The 14,827-nt window shown below is 67.4% G+C and carries 14 protein-coding genes; 3 read left to right on the forward strand and 11 right to left on the reverse strand.

Going from position 1 to position 14,827, the window contains the following annotated elements; translation table 11 throughout:
• Positions 1 to 6: 6 nt before the first annotated feature.
• The 4 genes from HEQ75_RS08595 to thrS all read right to left on the reverse strand — a co-directional run bounded on the left by HEQ75_RS08595 (position 7) and on the right by thrS (position 3,468).
• Complete coding sequence (locus HEQ75_RS08595; RefSeq protein ID WP_168029293.1) at positions 7 to 231, reverse strand: methyltransferase domain-containing protein; 225 nt, start codon at positions 229 to 231, stop codon at positions 7 to 9.
• Positions 232 to 366: 135 nt separating this feature from the next.
• Positions 367 to 786, reverse strand: a complete 420-nt coding sequence (locus tag HEQ75_RS27820) for a hypothetical protein (RefSeq protein ID WP_209318433.1) — start codon at positions 784 to 786, stop codon at positions 367 to 369.
• A 74-nt stretch (positions 787 to 860) separates the two neighbouring features.
• Positions 861 to 1,373 carry a translation initiation factor IF-3 gene (gene infC, locus HEQ75_RS08605; protein WP_235961403.1) on the reverse strand — a complete coding sequence of 171 codons (513 nt, stop codon included), beginning with the start codon at positions 1,371 to 1,373 and terminating at the stop codon, positions 861 to 863.
• 139 nt (positions 1,374 to 1,512) lie between these two features.
• On the reverse strand, positions 1,513 to 3,468 hold the full coding sequence (gene thrS, locus HEQ75_RS08610) for a threonine--tRNA ligase (RefSeq protein WP_168029299.1): 1,956 nt from the start codon (positions 3,466 to 3,468) through the stop codon (positions 1,513 to 1,515).
• Positions 3,469 to 3,577: 109 nt separating this feature from the next.
• On the opposite strand from thrS, the gene HEQ75_RS08615 reads away from it, so the two are divergent.
• Complete coding sequence (locus HEQ75_RS08615) at positions 3,578 to 4,855, forward strand: NYN domain-containing protein (RefSeq protein WP_209318434.1); 1,278 nt, start codon at positions 3,578 to 3,580, stop codon at positions 4,853 to 4,855.
• Here HEQ75_RS08615 and HEQ75_RS08620 read toward each other — a convergent pair.
• From HEQ75_RS08620 to HEQ75_RS08630, 3 genes are all read right to left on the reverse strand, one after another.
• A complete protein-coding gene (locus HEQ75_RS08620) occupies positions 4,827 to 5,756 on the reverse strand; it encodes a glycosyltransferase family 9 protein (RefSeq protein WP_168029303.1) in 930 nt (309 codons plus the stop codon). The two genes, HEQ75_RS08615 and HEQ75_RS08620, sit on opposite strands and share 29 nt — an antisense overlap.
• On the reverse strand, positions 5,753 to 6,877 hold the full coding sequence (locus tag HEQ75_RS08625; RefSeq protein WP_168029305.1) for a glycosyltransferase family 4 protein: 1,125 nt from the start codon (positions 6,875 to 6,877) through the stop codon (positions 5,753 to 5,755). The genes HEQ75_RS08620 and HEQ75_RS08625 overlap by 4 nt, the downstream gene beginning before the upstream one ends.
• Before the next feature lie 63 nt (positions 6,878 to 6,940).
• Positions 6,941 to 7,894 (reverse strand): isopenicillin N synthase family dioxygenase, encoded by a 954-nt coding sequence (locus HEQ75_RS08630; protein ID WP_168029307.1) that lies wholly within the window; start codon positions 7,892 to 7,894, stop codon positions 6,941 to 6,943.
• 195 nt (positions 7,895 to 8,089) lie between these two features.
• Here HEQ75_RS08630 and HEQ75_RS08635 point away from each other — a divergent pair, with 195 nt between their 5' ends.
• Together HEQ75_RS08635 and HEQ75_RS08640 are read left to right on the forward strand one after the other, a co-directional pair.
• On the forward strand, positions 8,090 to 9,244 hold the full coding sequence (locus tag HEQ75_RS08635; RefSeq protein ID WP_168029309.1) for a fumarylacetoacetate hydrolase family protein: 1,155 nt from the start codon (positions 8,090 to 8,092) through the stop codon (positions 9,242 to 9,244).
• The gene (locus tag HEQ75_RS08640; RefSeq protein ID WP_168029311.1) at positions 9,241 to 9,993 is read left to right on the forward strand and encodes an alpha/beta hydrolase; all 753 of its coding nucleotides are present in this window, start codon (positions 9,241 to 9,243) and stop codon (positions 9,991 to 9,993) included. The genes HEQ75_RS08635 and HEQ75_RS08640 overlap by 4 nt, the downstream gene beginning before the upstream one ends.
• Before the next feature lie 98 nt (positions 9,994 to 10,091).
• On the opposite strand, the gene HEQ75_RS08645 is transcribed toward HEQ75_RS08640, so the two are convergent.
• The 4 genes from HEQ75_RS08645 to HEQ75_RS08660 all read right to left on the reverse strand — a co-directional run bounded on the left by HEQ75_RS08645 (position 10,092) and on the right by HEQ75_RS08660 (position 14,650).
• A complete protein-coding gene (locus HEQ75_RS08645; protein ID WP_168029313.1) occupies positions 10,092 to 11,135 on the reverse strand; it encodes a dipeptidase in 1,044 nt (347 codons plus the stop codon).
• 472 nt (positions 11,136 to 11,607) lie between these two features.
• A complete protein-coding gene (locus HEQ75_RS08650; RefSeq protein WP_456237385.1) occupies positions 11,608 to 12,336 on the reverse strand; it encodes a pyridoxine 5'-phosphate synthase in 729 nt (242 codons plus the stop codon).
• Positions 12,337 to 12,358: 22 nt separating this feature from the next.
• Positions 12,359 to 13,339, reverse strand: coding sequence for a 4-hydroxythreonine-4-phosphate dehydrogenase PdxA (gene pdxA / locus HEQ75_RS08655; RefSeq protein WP_168029317.1), 981 nt, complete (start codon positions 13,337 to 13,339; stop codon positions 12,359 to 12,361).
• 261 nt (positions 13,340 to 13,600) lie between these two features.
• On the reverse strand, positions 13,601 to 14,650 hold the full coding sequence (locus tag HEQ75_RS08660) for a calcium-binding protein (protein ID WP_168029319.1): 1,050 nt from the start codon (positions 14,648 to 14,650) through the stop codon (positions 13,601 to 13,603).
• Positions 14,651 to 14,827: the final 177 nt, after the last annotated feature.

The following is a 14,827-nucleotide window of genomic DNA, read 5'->3' on the forward strand; positions in this document are numbered from 1 at the left end:
CAGCGTTTACTCGCGGACATGGTGGTGAAAACGATCCTCCGGCCGATAGTCCGGACGGAACAGCCGTTGCGGATTGCGTCCAGGGAGCAGGAGGCCTCGGCAGCCCTGACGGAGAAAATTCAGCGTTGTAACGTAAAGCAGGCCACCGGGGCGAAGGGTCGCGGCCAGGGCGCGGAAGATGTTCGCCGGGTTGACCAGAAGGTGCTCCAGCACTCCGCACAGCATCGTCATGTCGAGGTCACGCAGCGTTGGGTCCGCCAGCGCCTGGGGTCGACACGCCACGCAGGTCCAGCTTCTCGAGATCCACCGGCACCGCACGCTCCACGATGCCGTCCAGCTGGCGGTGGTGGAACAGGCACGCCGCCGTCAGATGCAGACGCGGGAAGGCCGCATGGAACAACTTGCGCGTGATGGGGAGCCGACCTCCAGTACCGAGCAGGCTGGCCAATCAGGCGCGGGTGCCAGCAGCGACTCGATCGCAAAGAGCGCCTCCGTGAAGCGAGGCCGATGCTCCTGGCCATAAGCCTGCTGGTCAGGACGCAATCGCCCCTCCGCCACCAGGCCTGCCATCACCCGATCCAGCATGGGCAGACGACTGCGGCAGGCGGCGGCAAAGACAGCGGCGCGTTCGGGCAGTGCTGCATCCTCGGCCAACTGGGCAGGAGTCGGCACCGTAAAGGCCGGAGCCCTGAATGACTGCGCCGAATCCGGCGCAATCTTTGCGGCGCGCGGCGCCGACGGACCAACGACAAGGGCGGACAGACGCCGTTGGATCGCGGCGAACATGCGGGTCGTGCACCTCCGGCATCATGGAGATTCCGCTGCGCCCGCAGCGCCAGCGTGGTGGCAGCAACTGGCGCCTATTTGGGCGCCAGCACCATGATCATCTGCCGGTTTTCCAAGCGCGGCATGGACTCGACCTTGGTGGCCTCCGCCAGTTCCGTCCGAATCCGGTCGAGCACCTTCAGGCCCAGATCCTGGTGTGCCATCTCGCGGCCGCGGAAGCGGAGCGTGACCTTCACCTTGTCACCCTCGCCGATGAACTCCTTCATCTGGCGCATCTTCACTTCATAGTCGTGGTCATCGATGTTCGGGCGAACCTTTATTTCCTTCAGCTCGACGACCTTTTGACGCTTGCGCGCTTCGTTCGCCTTCTTCTGCTGCTCGTACTTGTATTTTCCGTAATCCAGGATCTTGCAGACCGGAGGCACAGCGTTGGGGCTGATCTCGAGAAGGTCGAGGCCGACCTCGTAAGCCCGCAGCAAAGCATCCCGCGCGGACATCACCCCGATCATTTCGCCATCCTGATCGATCAGGCGGACCTGGGGGACACGGATCTCCTCATTGACCCGCGGGCCGTCGCGTGTCGGCATCTGGGCGGGCATCGGACCTCGGGCTATAGCGCTCTCCTATCGTTGTTCAAACCGACTCTCGTCTGTTATGGCGATCCGGCCCCGTGGGTGCAAGCCAGGACGCGACCCAGCCTGCACGCCATTGCGGCATCCTGCGGCCTTATTGCGGCGCAACAGCCAGGATTTGCCGCAGATCGGGCGCGGTGGCTTCGGCCGCCAGTCGCGCCACGGCCTCGGTCAGGGGCAGGCTCTCCTGCTCCCGCCCTGGCAGGCGGCGAAGCACCAGCATCCCCTCCTCCGACTCCCGCCGCCCGACCACGGCCAGTACTGGCACGCGCTGAGCAATGTGGTCGGGCACCTTGCGGTTGATCTTCTCGTTCCGCAGGTCGAGTTCCACCCGCAATCCGGCCCTGGCCAGGGCCGCTGCGGCCTGGCGCGCATAGTCGTCAGCGTCGGAGACGATGGTTGCCACCACCACCTGTACCGGTGCCAGCCACAGCGGGAAGCGGCCCGCATGCTGCTCGATCAGGATGCCGAGGAAGCGCTCGAAGGACCCCAGGATCGCCCGGTGCAGCATGACCGGCCGCTTGCGAGTGCCATCCTCCGCCGCATAGACGGCATCCAGTCGCTCCGGCAGCACGAAATCCACTTGCAGCGTGCCGCATTGCCAGTCGCGGCCGATCGCGTCCCGCAGCACGAATTCCAGCTTCGGGCCGTAGAAGGCGCCCTCCCCCGGGTTCAGCTCGTATTCCACCCCGGCGACGGCGCAGGCCTCCTTCAGCGCGCCTTCGGCACGGTCCCAGGTCGCGTCGTCGCCGGCCCGCACGGCGGGGCGGTCGGAGAACTTCACCTGGAAATCGGCGAAGCCGAGGTCGCGATAGATGCCGGAGAGCAGCGCCACGAAGCGTACCGTCTCATCCGCGATCTGGTGTTCCTCGCAGAAGATATGCGCGTCGTCCTGGGTGAAGGCGCGCACGCGCATGATGCCGTGCAGCGCACCCGAGGGTTCGAAGCGGTGGCAGGCGCCGAACTCGGCCATGCGCAGCGGCAGTTCGCGGTAGCTGCGGACGCCCTGGTTGAAGATCTGCACATGGCAGGGGCAGTTCATCGGCTTCAGCGCATAGGTGCGATCCGCCTCGTCCTTGTCCTCGACCTTGGCGAGGAACATGGCGTGGCGGAATTTCTCCCAGTGGCCGGATTCCTCCCAGAGGCGGCGGTCCACCAGCTGGGGGGTCTTCACCTCCTGGTAGTCGGCCTGGTCTAGGCGGCGGCGCATATAGTCCTCGACCGTCCGGTACAGCTTCCAGCCCTTCGGGTGCCAGAAGACGCTGCCGGTCGCTTCCTCCTGCAGGTGGAACAGGCCCATTTCCTTGCCGATGCGGCGGTGGTCGCGCTTCTCAGCCTCCTCGACCTGGAGAAGGTAGGTGTCGAGCTCCTTCTGGTCGCGCCAGGCGGTGCCGTAGATGCGGGAAAGCACCGGGTTCTCGGACTTGCCGCGCCAATAGGCGCCGGCGACCTTGGTCAGCTTGAAGGCGGTGCCGACATCGCCGGTGGAGCGCATATGCGGCCCGCGGCACAGGTCGATCCACTCGCCCTGGCTGTAGAGGCTGATATCCACGCCATCCGGCAGGTCGCGGATCAGCTCGACCTTGAAGGCCTCGCCCCTCTTCTCGAAGAGCGCGGTGGCTTCGGCGCGGGAGACCACGCTGCGCTGGAACGCCGCGTTGCGCGCCACGATCTCCCGCATCCGCGCCTCGATCGCGGCAAAATCCTCGACGCTGAAGGGCTGGTTCCGGAAGAAGTCGTAGTAAAAGCCGTTCTCGATCACCGGGCCGATGGTCACCTGGGTGCCGGGGAACAGGTCCTGCACCGCCTCCGCCAGCACATGGGCTGTGTCGTGGCGGATCATCTCCAGCGCCTCAGGGTCGCGGCGGGTGATGAAGCGGAGACTGGCATCCGCCGAGATCTCGTCCGACAAGTCGCGCAGCACGCCGTCCACCTGCATGGCGAGCGCGGCCTTGGCCAGGCCGGGGCCGATGCTGGCCGCGACCGTCGTGCCGGTGACGGGCCCGTCGAAGGCGCGGACGGAACCGTCAGGCAAGGTGATCGCGGGCATTGGTCCACAGGGCTCCTGGACTATGGGCGGAGGGGGCGCGACCATGGCCAGCCCGCCGTGCCGTCGTCAAGGCACTGGGGCGGTATCCGTCGCACTGCTGGACATATTCATGAACCGCGAGAATTCGCCACCACGTGCCGCGCTCTATGTCGATTTCGACAATGTCTTCATGGCCCTGCTGCGTTGGGACGAGCGCGCGGCCTATGCCTTCGGGGAACGTCCCGATGCCTGGCTGGCCTGGTTGGAGGGGCGCGCCGGAGACGGCAGCCTCGCCACGCGGCGGACCCTGGTGCGGCGCTGCTACCTGAACCCGGCCGGCTACCACGATTTCCAGCCTGGCAGGGCTGTCGCGCGATACCGCCTGGCGCGCGAGTTGCGCAACCGCTGCTACTTCTCCGAATTCCGAGCCGCCTTCGTGCAGGCGGGTTTCGAGGTCGTGGATTGCCCGCCGCTCGCCTGGCTGAAGAACAGCGCCGACATGAAGCTGGCCCTCGACATGCGGGAGGCACTGGACCACCCGACCCGGTTCGAAGAATTCGTCCTGCTGTCCGGCGACAGCGACTTCCTGCCGGCGCTGATGCGGCTCCGCGCCCATGACCGGCGTATCACCGTGCTGGCGCAGGACACCGCCAAGGCAGCGTACCTCGCAGCCGCCGACCTGGTGGTGGGGCTGGAGGATTTCGCCCACCAGGGCATGGGCGACCTGCCGATCGCGCAGTTCGCAGACCCCCCGCGGCCCCTGGCCGAACCGACCAGGCCGCCACTGCGCCGACCACCGGCTGAGCACCTGCCGGAACCGGCCGACACCGATCCACCCGCCACGCCACCCGCCAAGGCACCTTCCGACACGCAACCCGCGGCGCCAGCCCCGGCGGTGCCCGAGCGGCTCGAAGGCGAACCCCCTCGGCCAATCCTGGCCCCGGGGGCGGAGGCCGCAGCGGAAGGCCCGCCCGATGCAGCCGCCATGCAGAAGGCCGCTTCCCTGGTCCAGGATCTGCTGTGGGGATCGCGGGATGCCAAGGCGTTGCCGCAGGATCTGCCGGCCTTCGGCCCGGCAGAACTGGCCTTCCTACTTGACGCGATCGCGCGTGCGCAGCCGCTCGACCCGGTCGAGGCTGCCGCGCGCCTTGCCACTGCCGCAACCGCCGCCGGGCACAGTGTCTCGGCGCGGGAGGTGCTGGCGCTGCTTCGTTGGCTGCTGCGCGGCTATGTCCGGCTGGGCGAGCCGGCCCCGGCGGATGGTCCTATGCGCTTGGCGCGCGCGCTGTTTGTCACCCTGCTCAACGCCCTGCGCGCGCTGGACGAGAAGCTCACGGAGCCGGAGACGGAGGCGCTGCGCCAATGGACCCAACAGGCCTTCATGCCTGCGCCGCTTCCGGAGGGATGATTCCGGCCAAAGCCGCACGCACCGCCTCCACGCTCAGCCCGGACAGCGGAAGGTGGCGTAGCACGGCCACGGCCGGGCCGCGCGGGGCACATAGCGCCGGGTCGCTGTCGCCGCCGAACAGCGCCAGGGTGGGGCACCCGGCGGCGGCCAGAAGATGCGTGGGACCGGTGTCGTTGCCCAGTGCGAAGCTGGCGCGGCGGGCCAGCGCCGCGACCTCAGCAAAGCTAGTGCGGCCGGCCAGGCTGATCGCGCCCGGTACGGTGGCGCAAATCGTCTCGGCCAAAGCCGCCTCGCCCGCCCCGCCCAGCACCACGCAGGGCTGCACGCAGCCTGCGGCGAAAGCCGTGAAGTGGGCCGCCGGCCATCGCTTGCCTGGCCGCAGGGGCGAGGCGCCGGGTACCAGCAGGGCGAAGCGCGGCGGCAGGGCAAAATGGGCCAGATCCGCATCCAGCCAGTCGAGTTCCGGTGCGGGAAAGTGGCGGATGCCGGCGGCCTCCAATTGCTCGCGCTGCCGCTCCAGCGTGTGCATGGAATCGCGATCTGGGTTGGCATGCGGGTGGGAGGCGCCCCGCGCCACGCCTGACCACTCAACGCCCTGACCCACCAACCAACGGTAGCGGGAGGAGCGGCCGGAGGTCTGCAGATCATAGACCCGTCCGAAGCCAGCGCTGCGCAGGCGCCGCGCGAGCGCCAGCACGGCCCGGGGTGTATGCCAGGAAGGCCGACCATCCGCCCAGACATCGTCGAACCAGGGGCTGCGGCGGGCCAGGGCTGCGAAAGGTGGCGTCGTCAGCAGGACGATCCGGGCCTCCGGATGATGCGCCCGAATTGCCGCAAAGGGACCGAAGGACTGAACAAAATCGCCGAGCGCGCCCAGGCGGATGACGAGAATGGCCGTCATGCCAACAATTCCCGGTAGACATCGAGGGTCGCGGCCTGCATTGCCGCTGTGCTGTAGCGCGCCAGCACCGCCATTCGCGCCGCCCGGCCCACGGCTTCCCGCGCTGAAGTCGACATGCCCAGGACCTGAGCCAGGCATTTGGCCAGCGCATCCGGATCGCCAGGCGGCACGCGCCAGCCCGTCGCCCCCTGCTCCACCGTCTCTCGCGGCCCGCCGAGGTCGGCCGCAATCACCGGCCGGGCCATCGCCTGCGCCTCGATCACGGTCCGCCCGAAGGCCTCCGCATCGGTGCTGGCATGCACCACCACATCCGCAGCGGCCATGGCCACCGCCAGGTCCGGCACATGGCCCAGGATCCGAAGCCGGTCGGCCACCCCTTCCCGTGCCGCCTGTGCCTGGAGTTCAGCTTGGAAGCCTGGACGGCCGCCACCGGCGAGCACGGCAATGGCGGGCGGGCGAAGACGCGCCAGGGCAGCCACCAGCACACCCTGCCCCTTCCATCGCGTGAGCCGCCCTGGCAGCAGGATGACCGGGACTCCCGGCGCCGCGTCCCATGCAGCGCGTTGCGCATCGATGGCGTCGGCCGAGATCAGAGCCGGGTCGAAACGACGCGGATCCACACCCCGCGGAATCAGCCGGATGCGCTCCTCCGGCACGCCATGCCGCGTCCGGATCAGATCGGCGATGAAGCCGCTTATCGCGATGACACGGTCGCCGCGCGCCATGACGGAATTGTAAAGCCGTTTGCCTGGCAGGTTCTCGTTGTAGGTGCCGTGATAGGTGGTAACGAAGGCTGCTCCGCTGCGCCTTGCCGCCAGCAGGGCGGACCAGGCCGGGGCCCGGGAGCGGGCATGGATGATCCGAACCCCCTCCGCCCGCGCCAGCGCGGTCAGACTGCCGGCATTGCGCCACAACCCGAGCGGCGATTTTGTCGCCAGCGGCAACATCACATGCCGTACGCCAAGACGTTCGAGCTCGCTCACCAGGGCGCCGCCAGCCGAGGCGACGATAGGCCGAAATCCTGAATCGCGGATCGCCTCGGCAATCTCGATCGTGCCGCGCTCCACCCCGCCCGAGGCCAGAGCGGGCAGCACCTGGAGCACGGCGGAGGGGGGCGTCATGGCCGGGGGTTCATGGCCCGGGCTTCCTAGCCAAGCCGCCTCGCCACGTCCATTGGCACCGGCTCAACCTTTGCGCCGATGCGCATAGGTCGCGTCCAGCTTTTCCCGCAGATAATCGGCGCCAGACACCGGCGAGTAACGGGCGGGGTTGCTGGGGCCTGTGCAACCGGGCAGCGCTTCCACCACCGCATCCGGGTTCGGATCGAGGAAGAAGGCAGCCGAAAAACGCTCCGCTTCCGGGGTCCGCACCCGGTGCGGGGTGGAAGCGTAGACATCGTTGGTCCACCGCATAAGGCAGTCGCCAATGTTGCAGACGAAAGCACCGGGGAGATGCGGGACCGCTTCCCAGCCTCCATCGCGCCGCTTCACTTCCAACCCCGCCACACCATCCGTCGCCAGGATGGTGAGGTTGCCGTAATCCGTATGCTCGCCAGCCCCGAGAGCGCTCGTCGCAGCCGTCTTGGCCGGGTAGTGCAACAGGCGAAGGATGGCCAGCGGGCGGTCCAGGCGCGACTCGAAGAAGTCCTCCGGCAGGCCGAGGTCCAGGGCAAAGCCGCGATGCAGCAGCCGGCCGAGCGCCCAGACGGCGTCGAATTGCGCCAGCACCGCCTCGCGCAGCCCCGGAACACCGGCCGGCCACTGGTTCACACCACGGAACGGCTTGCCAGCCAGCACCTCCGGATCGTCCGGCCCGAGATCGAGGCCGATATTGAACGCCTCCTTCCGATCCGCGGGTCGACCAGGGTCGAGTTGCTCCTCGGACAGGCCAACATAGCCGCGGTTGTGCGGAGACCGACGAATGGAGACTTCCTGCTTGGCGCCCTCCGGCAGCGCGAAGAGGTCCCGCGCCACGGCGAACAGGCGGTCTGTGACGGCCCGCGGAATGCCGTGACCCGTCACCAGAAAGAAGCCCGGGCCGCGGCAGGCGGCCCCGAGCGCATGCGCCACTACGGCGCGGGCAGCTGGATCGGCGGCGCGCAGGCCGGAGACCTCGATCAAGGGAACTGTATCGCTCATGCCCCCATGCTGGCCCGTCGCACCGGCGCCGTCACCACCCATCGCGTCGGGCGGCGCGTGCCGAGGCCCGCGCCATCTGGGCACCGGCGAAGCGGCCCCGCCTACCCGTTCCGACGGTGACAGACCGCGCCAGCCTTGGCGTCGCCTCAGGGCAGGGTAAGCTCGCCTGACGATGGGAGGATCGAAGACCAAACCATGACCCAGGCCCTGCCGCACGATCTCGCCGCCGGCAGCTTCGCGCTGCGCCTCATGACGCCGGAAGGTCCGGTGGTCCATGCGCTGCAGGGGGGCGAAGCTTTCGACATGACACCCGCCTTCGGCACTGCCAGCGCCTGGATGAACAGCGAGGATCCGGTCGCCGCCATCCGCGCCCGCGGTGTACCGGTGGCACTCGATCTGCCCGCCGCCCTGGCCAATGCGCACCATGCGGCGCGCGACCCGGCCAAGCCCTGGCTTCTTGCGCCGGTCGACCTGCAGGTGATCAAGGCGGCAGGCGTGACCTATGTGCGCTCCATGCTGGAACGCGTGATCGAGGAACGCTGCCGCGGCGATGCCAGCCAGGCGGAGACCATCCGCGCCGAGGTACGCCGCATCATCGGCGACGACCTCGCCAACCTGGTGCCCGGCAGCCCGGAGGCGATGGCCGTGAAGGCGGCGCTGGTCGCCAAGGGGTGGTGGAGCCAGTATCTGGAGGTCGGCATCGGCGCGGATGCCGAGATCTTCACCAAAGCCCCGGTGCTGTCGGCCGTCGGCCCCGGTGCCAAGGTCGGGGTACACCCGGTCAGCCAGTGGTCGAACCCGGAGCCGGAGGCGGTGATGGTGGTGAACGCGCAGGGCCGGATCGTCGGCGCTGCGCTCGGCAACGACGTGAATCTGCGCGACGTGGAAGGCCGCAGTGCGCTGCTGCTCGGCCGCGCGAAGGACAACAACGCCGCCTGCTCGATCGGGCCGCTGGTCCGCCTGTTCGACGAGAGCTTCACGCTGGAGGATGTGCGCCAGGCGGAGTTGACGCTGACCATCACAGGCCGGGACGGCTTCGCGCTGCAGGACAGCGGGCGGATTGGCGACATCAGTCGCGACCCGACCGATCTGGTCGGCCAGATGATCGGCGCGCACCACCAATACCCGGATGGCGCGGTACTGTTCCTCGGCACACCCTTCTCCCCCTCCAAGGATCGCGGCGCACCGGGCATGGGCTTCACCCACCATCCGGGTGACGTGGTGCGCATCGCGACACCGCGCCTCGGCGCGCTGGAGAACGAGGTGGATCGAACCGATTCCTGCCCCCCCTGGGCCTTCGGCATCGGCGCATTGATGGCCAGCCTCGCCCGCCGCGGCCATCCGGCATGAGCAGCGAGACCAGCCTTCAGGAGGAGGTGGGCCACCTGCATGGAAGGCTGGCCTGGGCACGACTGCCGGGCCGCGGGCCTGGCGTGGTCTTCCTGTCCGGCTTTCGAAGCGACATGCAGGGAGCGAAAGCACTGGCGCTGCGCAATCATTGCGCGGCAGGAGGCCGGGCCTTCCTGCGCTTCGACTATTCCGGCCACGGCGAAAGCGCCGGCCGATTCGAGGACGGCACGATCAGCGATTGGGCCGCCGACGCGTTACTCGTGTTCGACGCGCTGACCGAGGGACCGCAGATTCTGGTCGGTTCCTCCATGGGGGGCTGGATCGGCCTGCTGTTGGCAAATGCCCGGCCAGCGCGACTGGCGGGGTTCATCGGCATCGCGCCAGCGCCTGATTTCACCGAGTTGCTGATGTGGCCCGCCTTTTCCGACGCACAGCGGGCAGAATTGATGGATCAAGGTGTCCTCCACCTGCCAAGCGCCTATGGCGAACCGACTCCGGTGACCCGGGCGTTGTTCGAAGATGGACGCCGCCGATCGGTGCTGGACAGGCCGCTCAGCCTGCCCTGCCCGGTTCGGATCCTGCAGGGAATGGCCGACCCCGATGTGCCCTGGCGTCATGCGTTACGACTGGTCGATGCGCTCTCCCACGGCGATGTTCGCCTTCACCTGATCAAGGACGGTGATCATCGACTGTCCCGAGCGGAGGATCTGCGCCTTTTGACAGAGACGCTGGACAGCCTGGGAGGCTGAGTCTGGCTTTGGCATCTCAGCCGCGCGGTCTCTTGAGGGCCCGGCACCGGACCGCACCACCTCATCAGCACCCAGCCAGAGGTGTCGGGTCCTTCGCGCTATCCGGCGGCGCGCAGCGCCGCGCGCCATACGCGCAGGAAGTTGCCGGACCAGAGCAGCGTCAACTCGCGCGGCCCATATCCGCGCCGCAGCAATTCGGCGCTGACCGCCGCCGTCTTGGATGCATCCTCCCAGCCGGTGAAACCACCGCCGCCATCGAAATCGGAGGACAGGCCAACATGGTCGATGCCGATGCGTCGAACCGCATGGTCGACATGGTCCGCATAGTCGCTGAGTGTCGCCCTCGTCGTCCCGTCCGGCCCGGGCTTGCACAAGAAGCTCGGCACTGCCGTAATCTGCGCCAGCCCTCCCACGGCGCGAAGCATCTCGAGCTGCTCATCGTCGAGGTTGCGCGGATGGTCACGCAGGGCGCGGCAGCAGGTGTGGGTGGCGACGATTGGCGTGCGGGAGAGCTCGGCCGCCTGCATCATGCCGCTGCGTGCGACATGCGACACATCGACGATGAGGCCGATTCGGTTCATCTCGGCAATCGCCGCCCGACCGAGCTGGGAAAGCCCGCCATGGCGGCTAGGCATGTCGCCGAGATCCGCTCGCGGCCGTGCAGAATCGGAGAGGGCATTGTGCCCGTCATGCGTCAGGGTCAGGTAGATGGCGCCAAGCTCGCGCCAACGGGCAAGCCGGGACAGATCCTCGCCCATCGCATAGCCATTCTCGACGCCAAGCAGGACCCCGAGCTCACCGGCTGCGTGGCAGGCCTCTAACGCGTCGGGGGTGGTGCAGAGCCGGCGTCGCATGGGCTCGGCGCCAGCCGTGGCGGCAATCGCCTGCAGCATTGCCTCCGCCCGCGCGCCGGCGGCGGCGTGGCCCGCCTCGGAAAGAGGCCCCTGAGGAACATAGGCGATGAAGACGACAGCCTTGAGGCCGCCCTCCCGCATCTTCGGGAAATCGACCCGGCGGCCGGTGCGCGTCGCGGGGTCTGCCATGCTGGGCCATGCGACGTCGACATGGGTGTCGAGGGTCAGCGTTGCAGCATGGATCGCCGCAAAATGCGAGGCTTCGGCCGTGGATGGAGTGTCAGTCATGGCCCAACGCTGGCTCGCCCTGCCGAGTCCGTCAACCGCCCATGCTTATGCTGCCATTGCGGCTGGCTGAGGATCCCAAGGTCAGGGCAACAGGTTCAGAAGGACCACGACACAGCTCAGCAATGCTGTAGGCGCTGTGAGGGCTACCAGCACCGGAGCAGAAAAGGTCTGCTCCATCGGGGGTTCCTCTTCCGGAACACGTGGCGGCACGGCGATGGCCGCTGGAAAAGTCAGGACCCGCCGGCTGCGCGCAGCGCCGAGGGGCAGCCGGATCACGGTGGCCGTGCGGGGAATGGCGGCGGGCGCCTCCGGGGTCAGCGCCCATCGGGGAATGGTCTGGCGAACGGACCTTGCTGCCAACATCGAATATCTGCTTCTTGCAGGCGCCAAGCGGCGGGATACCGCGGCTGCCTGCACTCAGCAATCGGCGTGCCTCGCATTCTGCATCTCCCGATGCTTGCGGGCATGGCAATCAACAGGGCGCGTTGCGAGCCTCGTCGATCAGTGAGCGCATCCGTCGAACGGCACTTGGAAGGCCCTCGAACAGGCTTTGGCTGATCAGGAAATGGCCGATCGACACCTCGGAAACATCCGGCAGGGCTGCGATGCCGCCAATGCAGCCGAAGTCCAGCCCATGCCCGGCATGGCACGCCAGGCCCTGCCCGGCCGCAGCCCGAGCCCCTGCGGCAAGGCGGGCCAGCAGGGCCGGGCGCTGCGCGGCGGACGCGTCAGCATAGGCGCCGGTGTGCAGTTCGACACAATTGGCGCCGATCCGCGCCGCGCCTTCAATCTGGGCGGGATCGGCCTCGACGAAGATCGACGTCCGAATGCCAGCCCCAGTGAGCCGGCGCACTGCCTCGCCCAATGCGGGTCCTGCATTCAGGACATCCAGCCCGCCTTCCGTGGTCAATTCCTGCCGCTTTTCCGGCACCAGGCACACCGCCTCCGGCCGGAGTCGGAGTGCGATGCCGACCATTTCCTCGGTCGCCGCCATCTCCAGGTTGAGCAGGGCCGGCACTTCCGCCTTCATACGTTCCACATCCTGGTCCCGGATATGCCGACGATCCTCTCGCAGGTGCATGGTGATGCCCTCGGCCCCCGCGCCAAGGCAGATCTGCGCGGCCGCGATCGGGTCGGGGAAGCGGCCTCCCCTTGCATTCCGCAAGGTTGCTACATGGTCAACGTTGATCGACAACAGCAGGGGCGTCAACTTGGGCATTCCTTCAGACGGCCTTCGAACGGGTCGCGGCAATGGAGGCTGCCAATCGCAGCGCGGCAACAAGGCTTCCTTCATCCGCGCGACCGCTCCCGGCGATATCCAATGCCGTGCCATGGTCGGGGCTGGTGCGGACGATACGAAGACCAAGCGTCACGTTCACGCCCCCATCCATGTCCAGGGTCTTGACCGGGATCAGCGCCTGATCGTGGTACATACAGAGCGCACAATCATATGTGGCGCGTGCACGAGGCGTGAAGAGCGTGTCGGCCGGCAATGGGCCGCGCACCTCGATCCCCTCGGCCCGCAGGGCAGCGACGGCGGGTGCCACTACCTCGATATCCTCCCGCCCCATCGTCCCTTCCTCCCCCGCATGCGGGTTCAGGCCAGCCACAACGAGGCGAGGGCGATCCAGACCAAAATCCTGGCGCAGCGCCTCGGCCACGATCCGTCCATGCTGGATGATCAGGTCACTGGTCAGCCGGTCGGCAGCGGCGCGCAGCGACATATGTACCGTAACCGGTACCACCCGCAGGCCAGGGCAGGCCAGCAGCATGACCGCGGGGCGGCCGGTACCCGCCAACTCGCCCAGGAACTCTGTGTGGCCCGGGAATGGAAAACCGATGGCGGTCAGTACCGATTTTTGGATCGGGTTTGTCACCACCGCCGCCGCTTGGCCGGCCAATGCCAGGCTCACCGCTCGTTCGATGGCCGCGACCACCGCGGGGGCGTTGGCTGGATCGAGTCGCCCCGGCTGCACAGGTGCCGGCAGCGCCAGCGGCAACACCGGCAAGGCGTCGCCGAAGCGCATCTTGGCCTCCGACGGATCGCGGATAAGCGCCGTCGGCACATCCTGAATCTGGCGAGGGTCGCCGATCAGGAAAAAGGACGGGCCGGCATGGCGTAGACAGCGCCAGGCTTTGGCTGCGATCTCCGTACCGATGCCGGCGGGCTCACCCATTGTCAGGGCCAGGGAAGTCTGGGTCATGAAGCCGGCGTAGTCTGTCCCTGGCGTCTCGGCCAGTGCCCTTGCTGCCAAAGCACAAGCCTCTGGTTCATCGCCCGTGGCCAGGCTGGGGGTGGCCACGGAGCTGAAGACCATTGCGCCGGCAGCCTGGCTGGCCACGGTGAACACCCTGACGCGCCATCGTGCCATTCATCGTGCGTCGACGGACGATCGGGGTGCCCCCCATGCCGCAAGCCATCCTCAACCGGGTTGGCTTGCGCAATGGCCAGAAAGGACATTCCGTCAGCTGTTGGTGAAGTTGATTCGCTCCATGCCGAAGAACTTCACCACCTGGCCGTTGATGGTGATCTGGCCGTTGGATGGGCCGTTGAAGACAATGGAGTTTCCTTCGAAGCGGTAGGACCCGCCATCGTACATCATCATGTTGCTGGAACTTATGCTGCTGAAGGGCGTTCCTTCGATAATCATCGAGTCTTGGCCGGGGCCCCCATGGAATTCATCCTGGCCATTACCGGGGCTCCAATAGAAGACATCATTACCGTCGCCGCCGAAGGCCTTGTCGTCACCAGTACCCATGCGGAAGCTGTCGTCACCATCCCCGCCATGCGCCTCATCATTGCCCGCGCCCGCGTTGAACTGGTCGTTACCACTGCTTTGCGGCTGCCAGGAACCATCACTGCCCATACCCCAGGTGCCGGACCCGGCCAAGTTGTCGGAACCCGAGGTGCCATTGATGACATCCCCGCCGGAGGAGGGCGGCGTGACAGGCGGAGTCACGGGCGGTGTGGATGTCGAGTCCGGCATGGTGAGTTGCTCAACGCCGAAGAAGCGCACCGTCTCGCCGTTGACGGTAAACTGGCCATTTGCGGGGCCATTGAAGACAATCGAGTTCCCGACGACCGAGTAGCTGCCCTGGTAGAGTTGCAGCCCGGCGGTAACCTGCTGCAGCGATACGCCCTCGACCATCACGTTGTCGGATCCGGGGCCGCCGTGCAGTTCGTCGTTGCCGTCGCCGGCACGCCACCAGATGGTGTCGGCGCCATCGCCGCCGAAGACCTTGTCGTCACCCGTGCCGCCGCGCAGGTGATCGTCACCGTCGCCGCCATGCAGTTCATCGCCGCCGCCGCCGCCGACCAGCACATCGTTTCCGCTGTTCGTCGGCTGCCAATTGCCGTCCGAACCTGGCGCCCAGGTATTCGAGCCCATCAGCTTATCAGCGCCATCGCCACCCACAATGGTGTCGGCACCCGCACCACCGGAACGCTCATTGAAACCACCCGTGACGCTCTCAAGCGTCTCATTTGTGAGTGGTTGCGGCTTGCTGCTTGACACGGACGTGTACTCCTGACTGCGCCGAGTTTAAGATTAGCTTTTCCGAATTTACGAGACAACATTTTCACGCCACCGTCCTGCATGGTAGTTTGATTGCACGAACCTTCCCGGCCCAGCGTCACCGAGCCCTTCGATCCTGGGACCTGTCGCCGCAGCTGAGACCCCGCTCCCGTATCA

It is taken from the genome of Falsiroseomonas selenitidurans (assembly GCF_012103215.1).
GTDB classification, from domain to species: domain Bacteria; phylum Pseudomonadota; class Alphaproteobacteria; order Acetobacterales; family Acetobacteraceae; genus Falsiroseomonas; species Falsiroseomonas selenitidurans.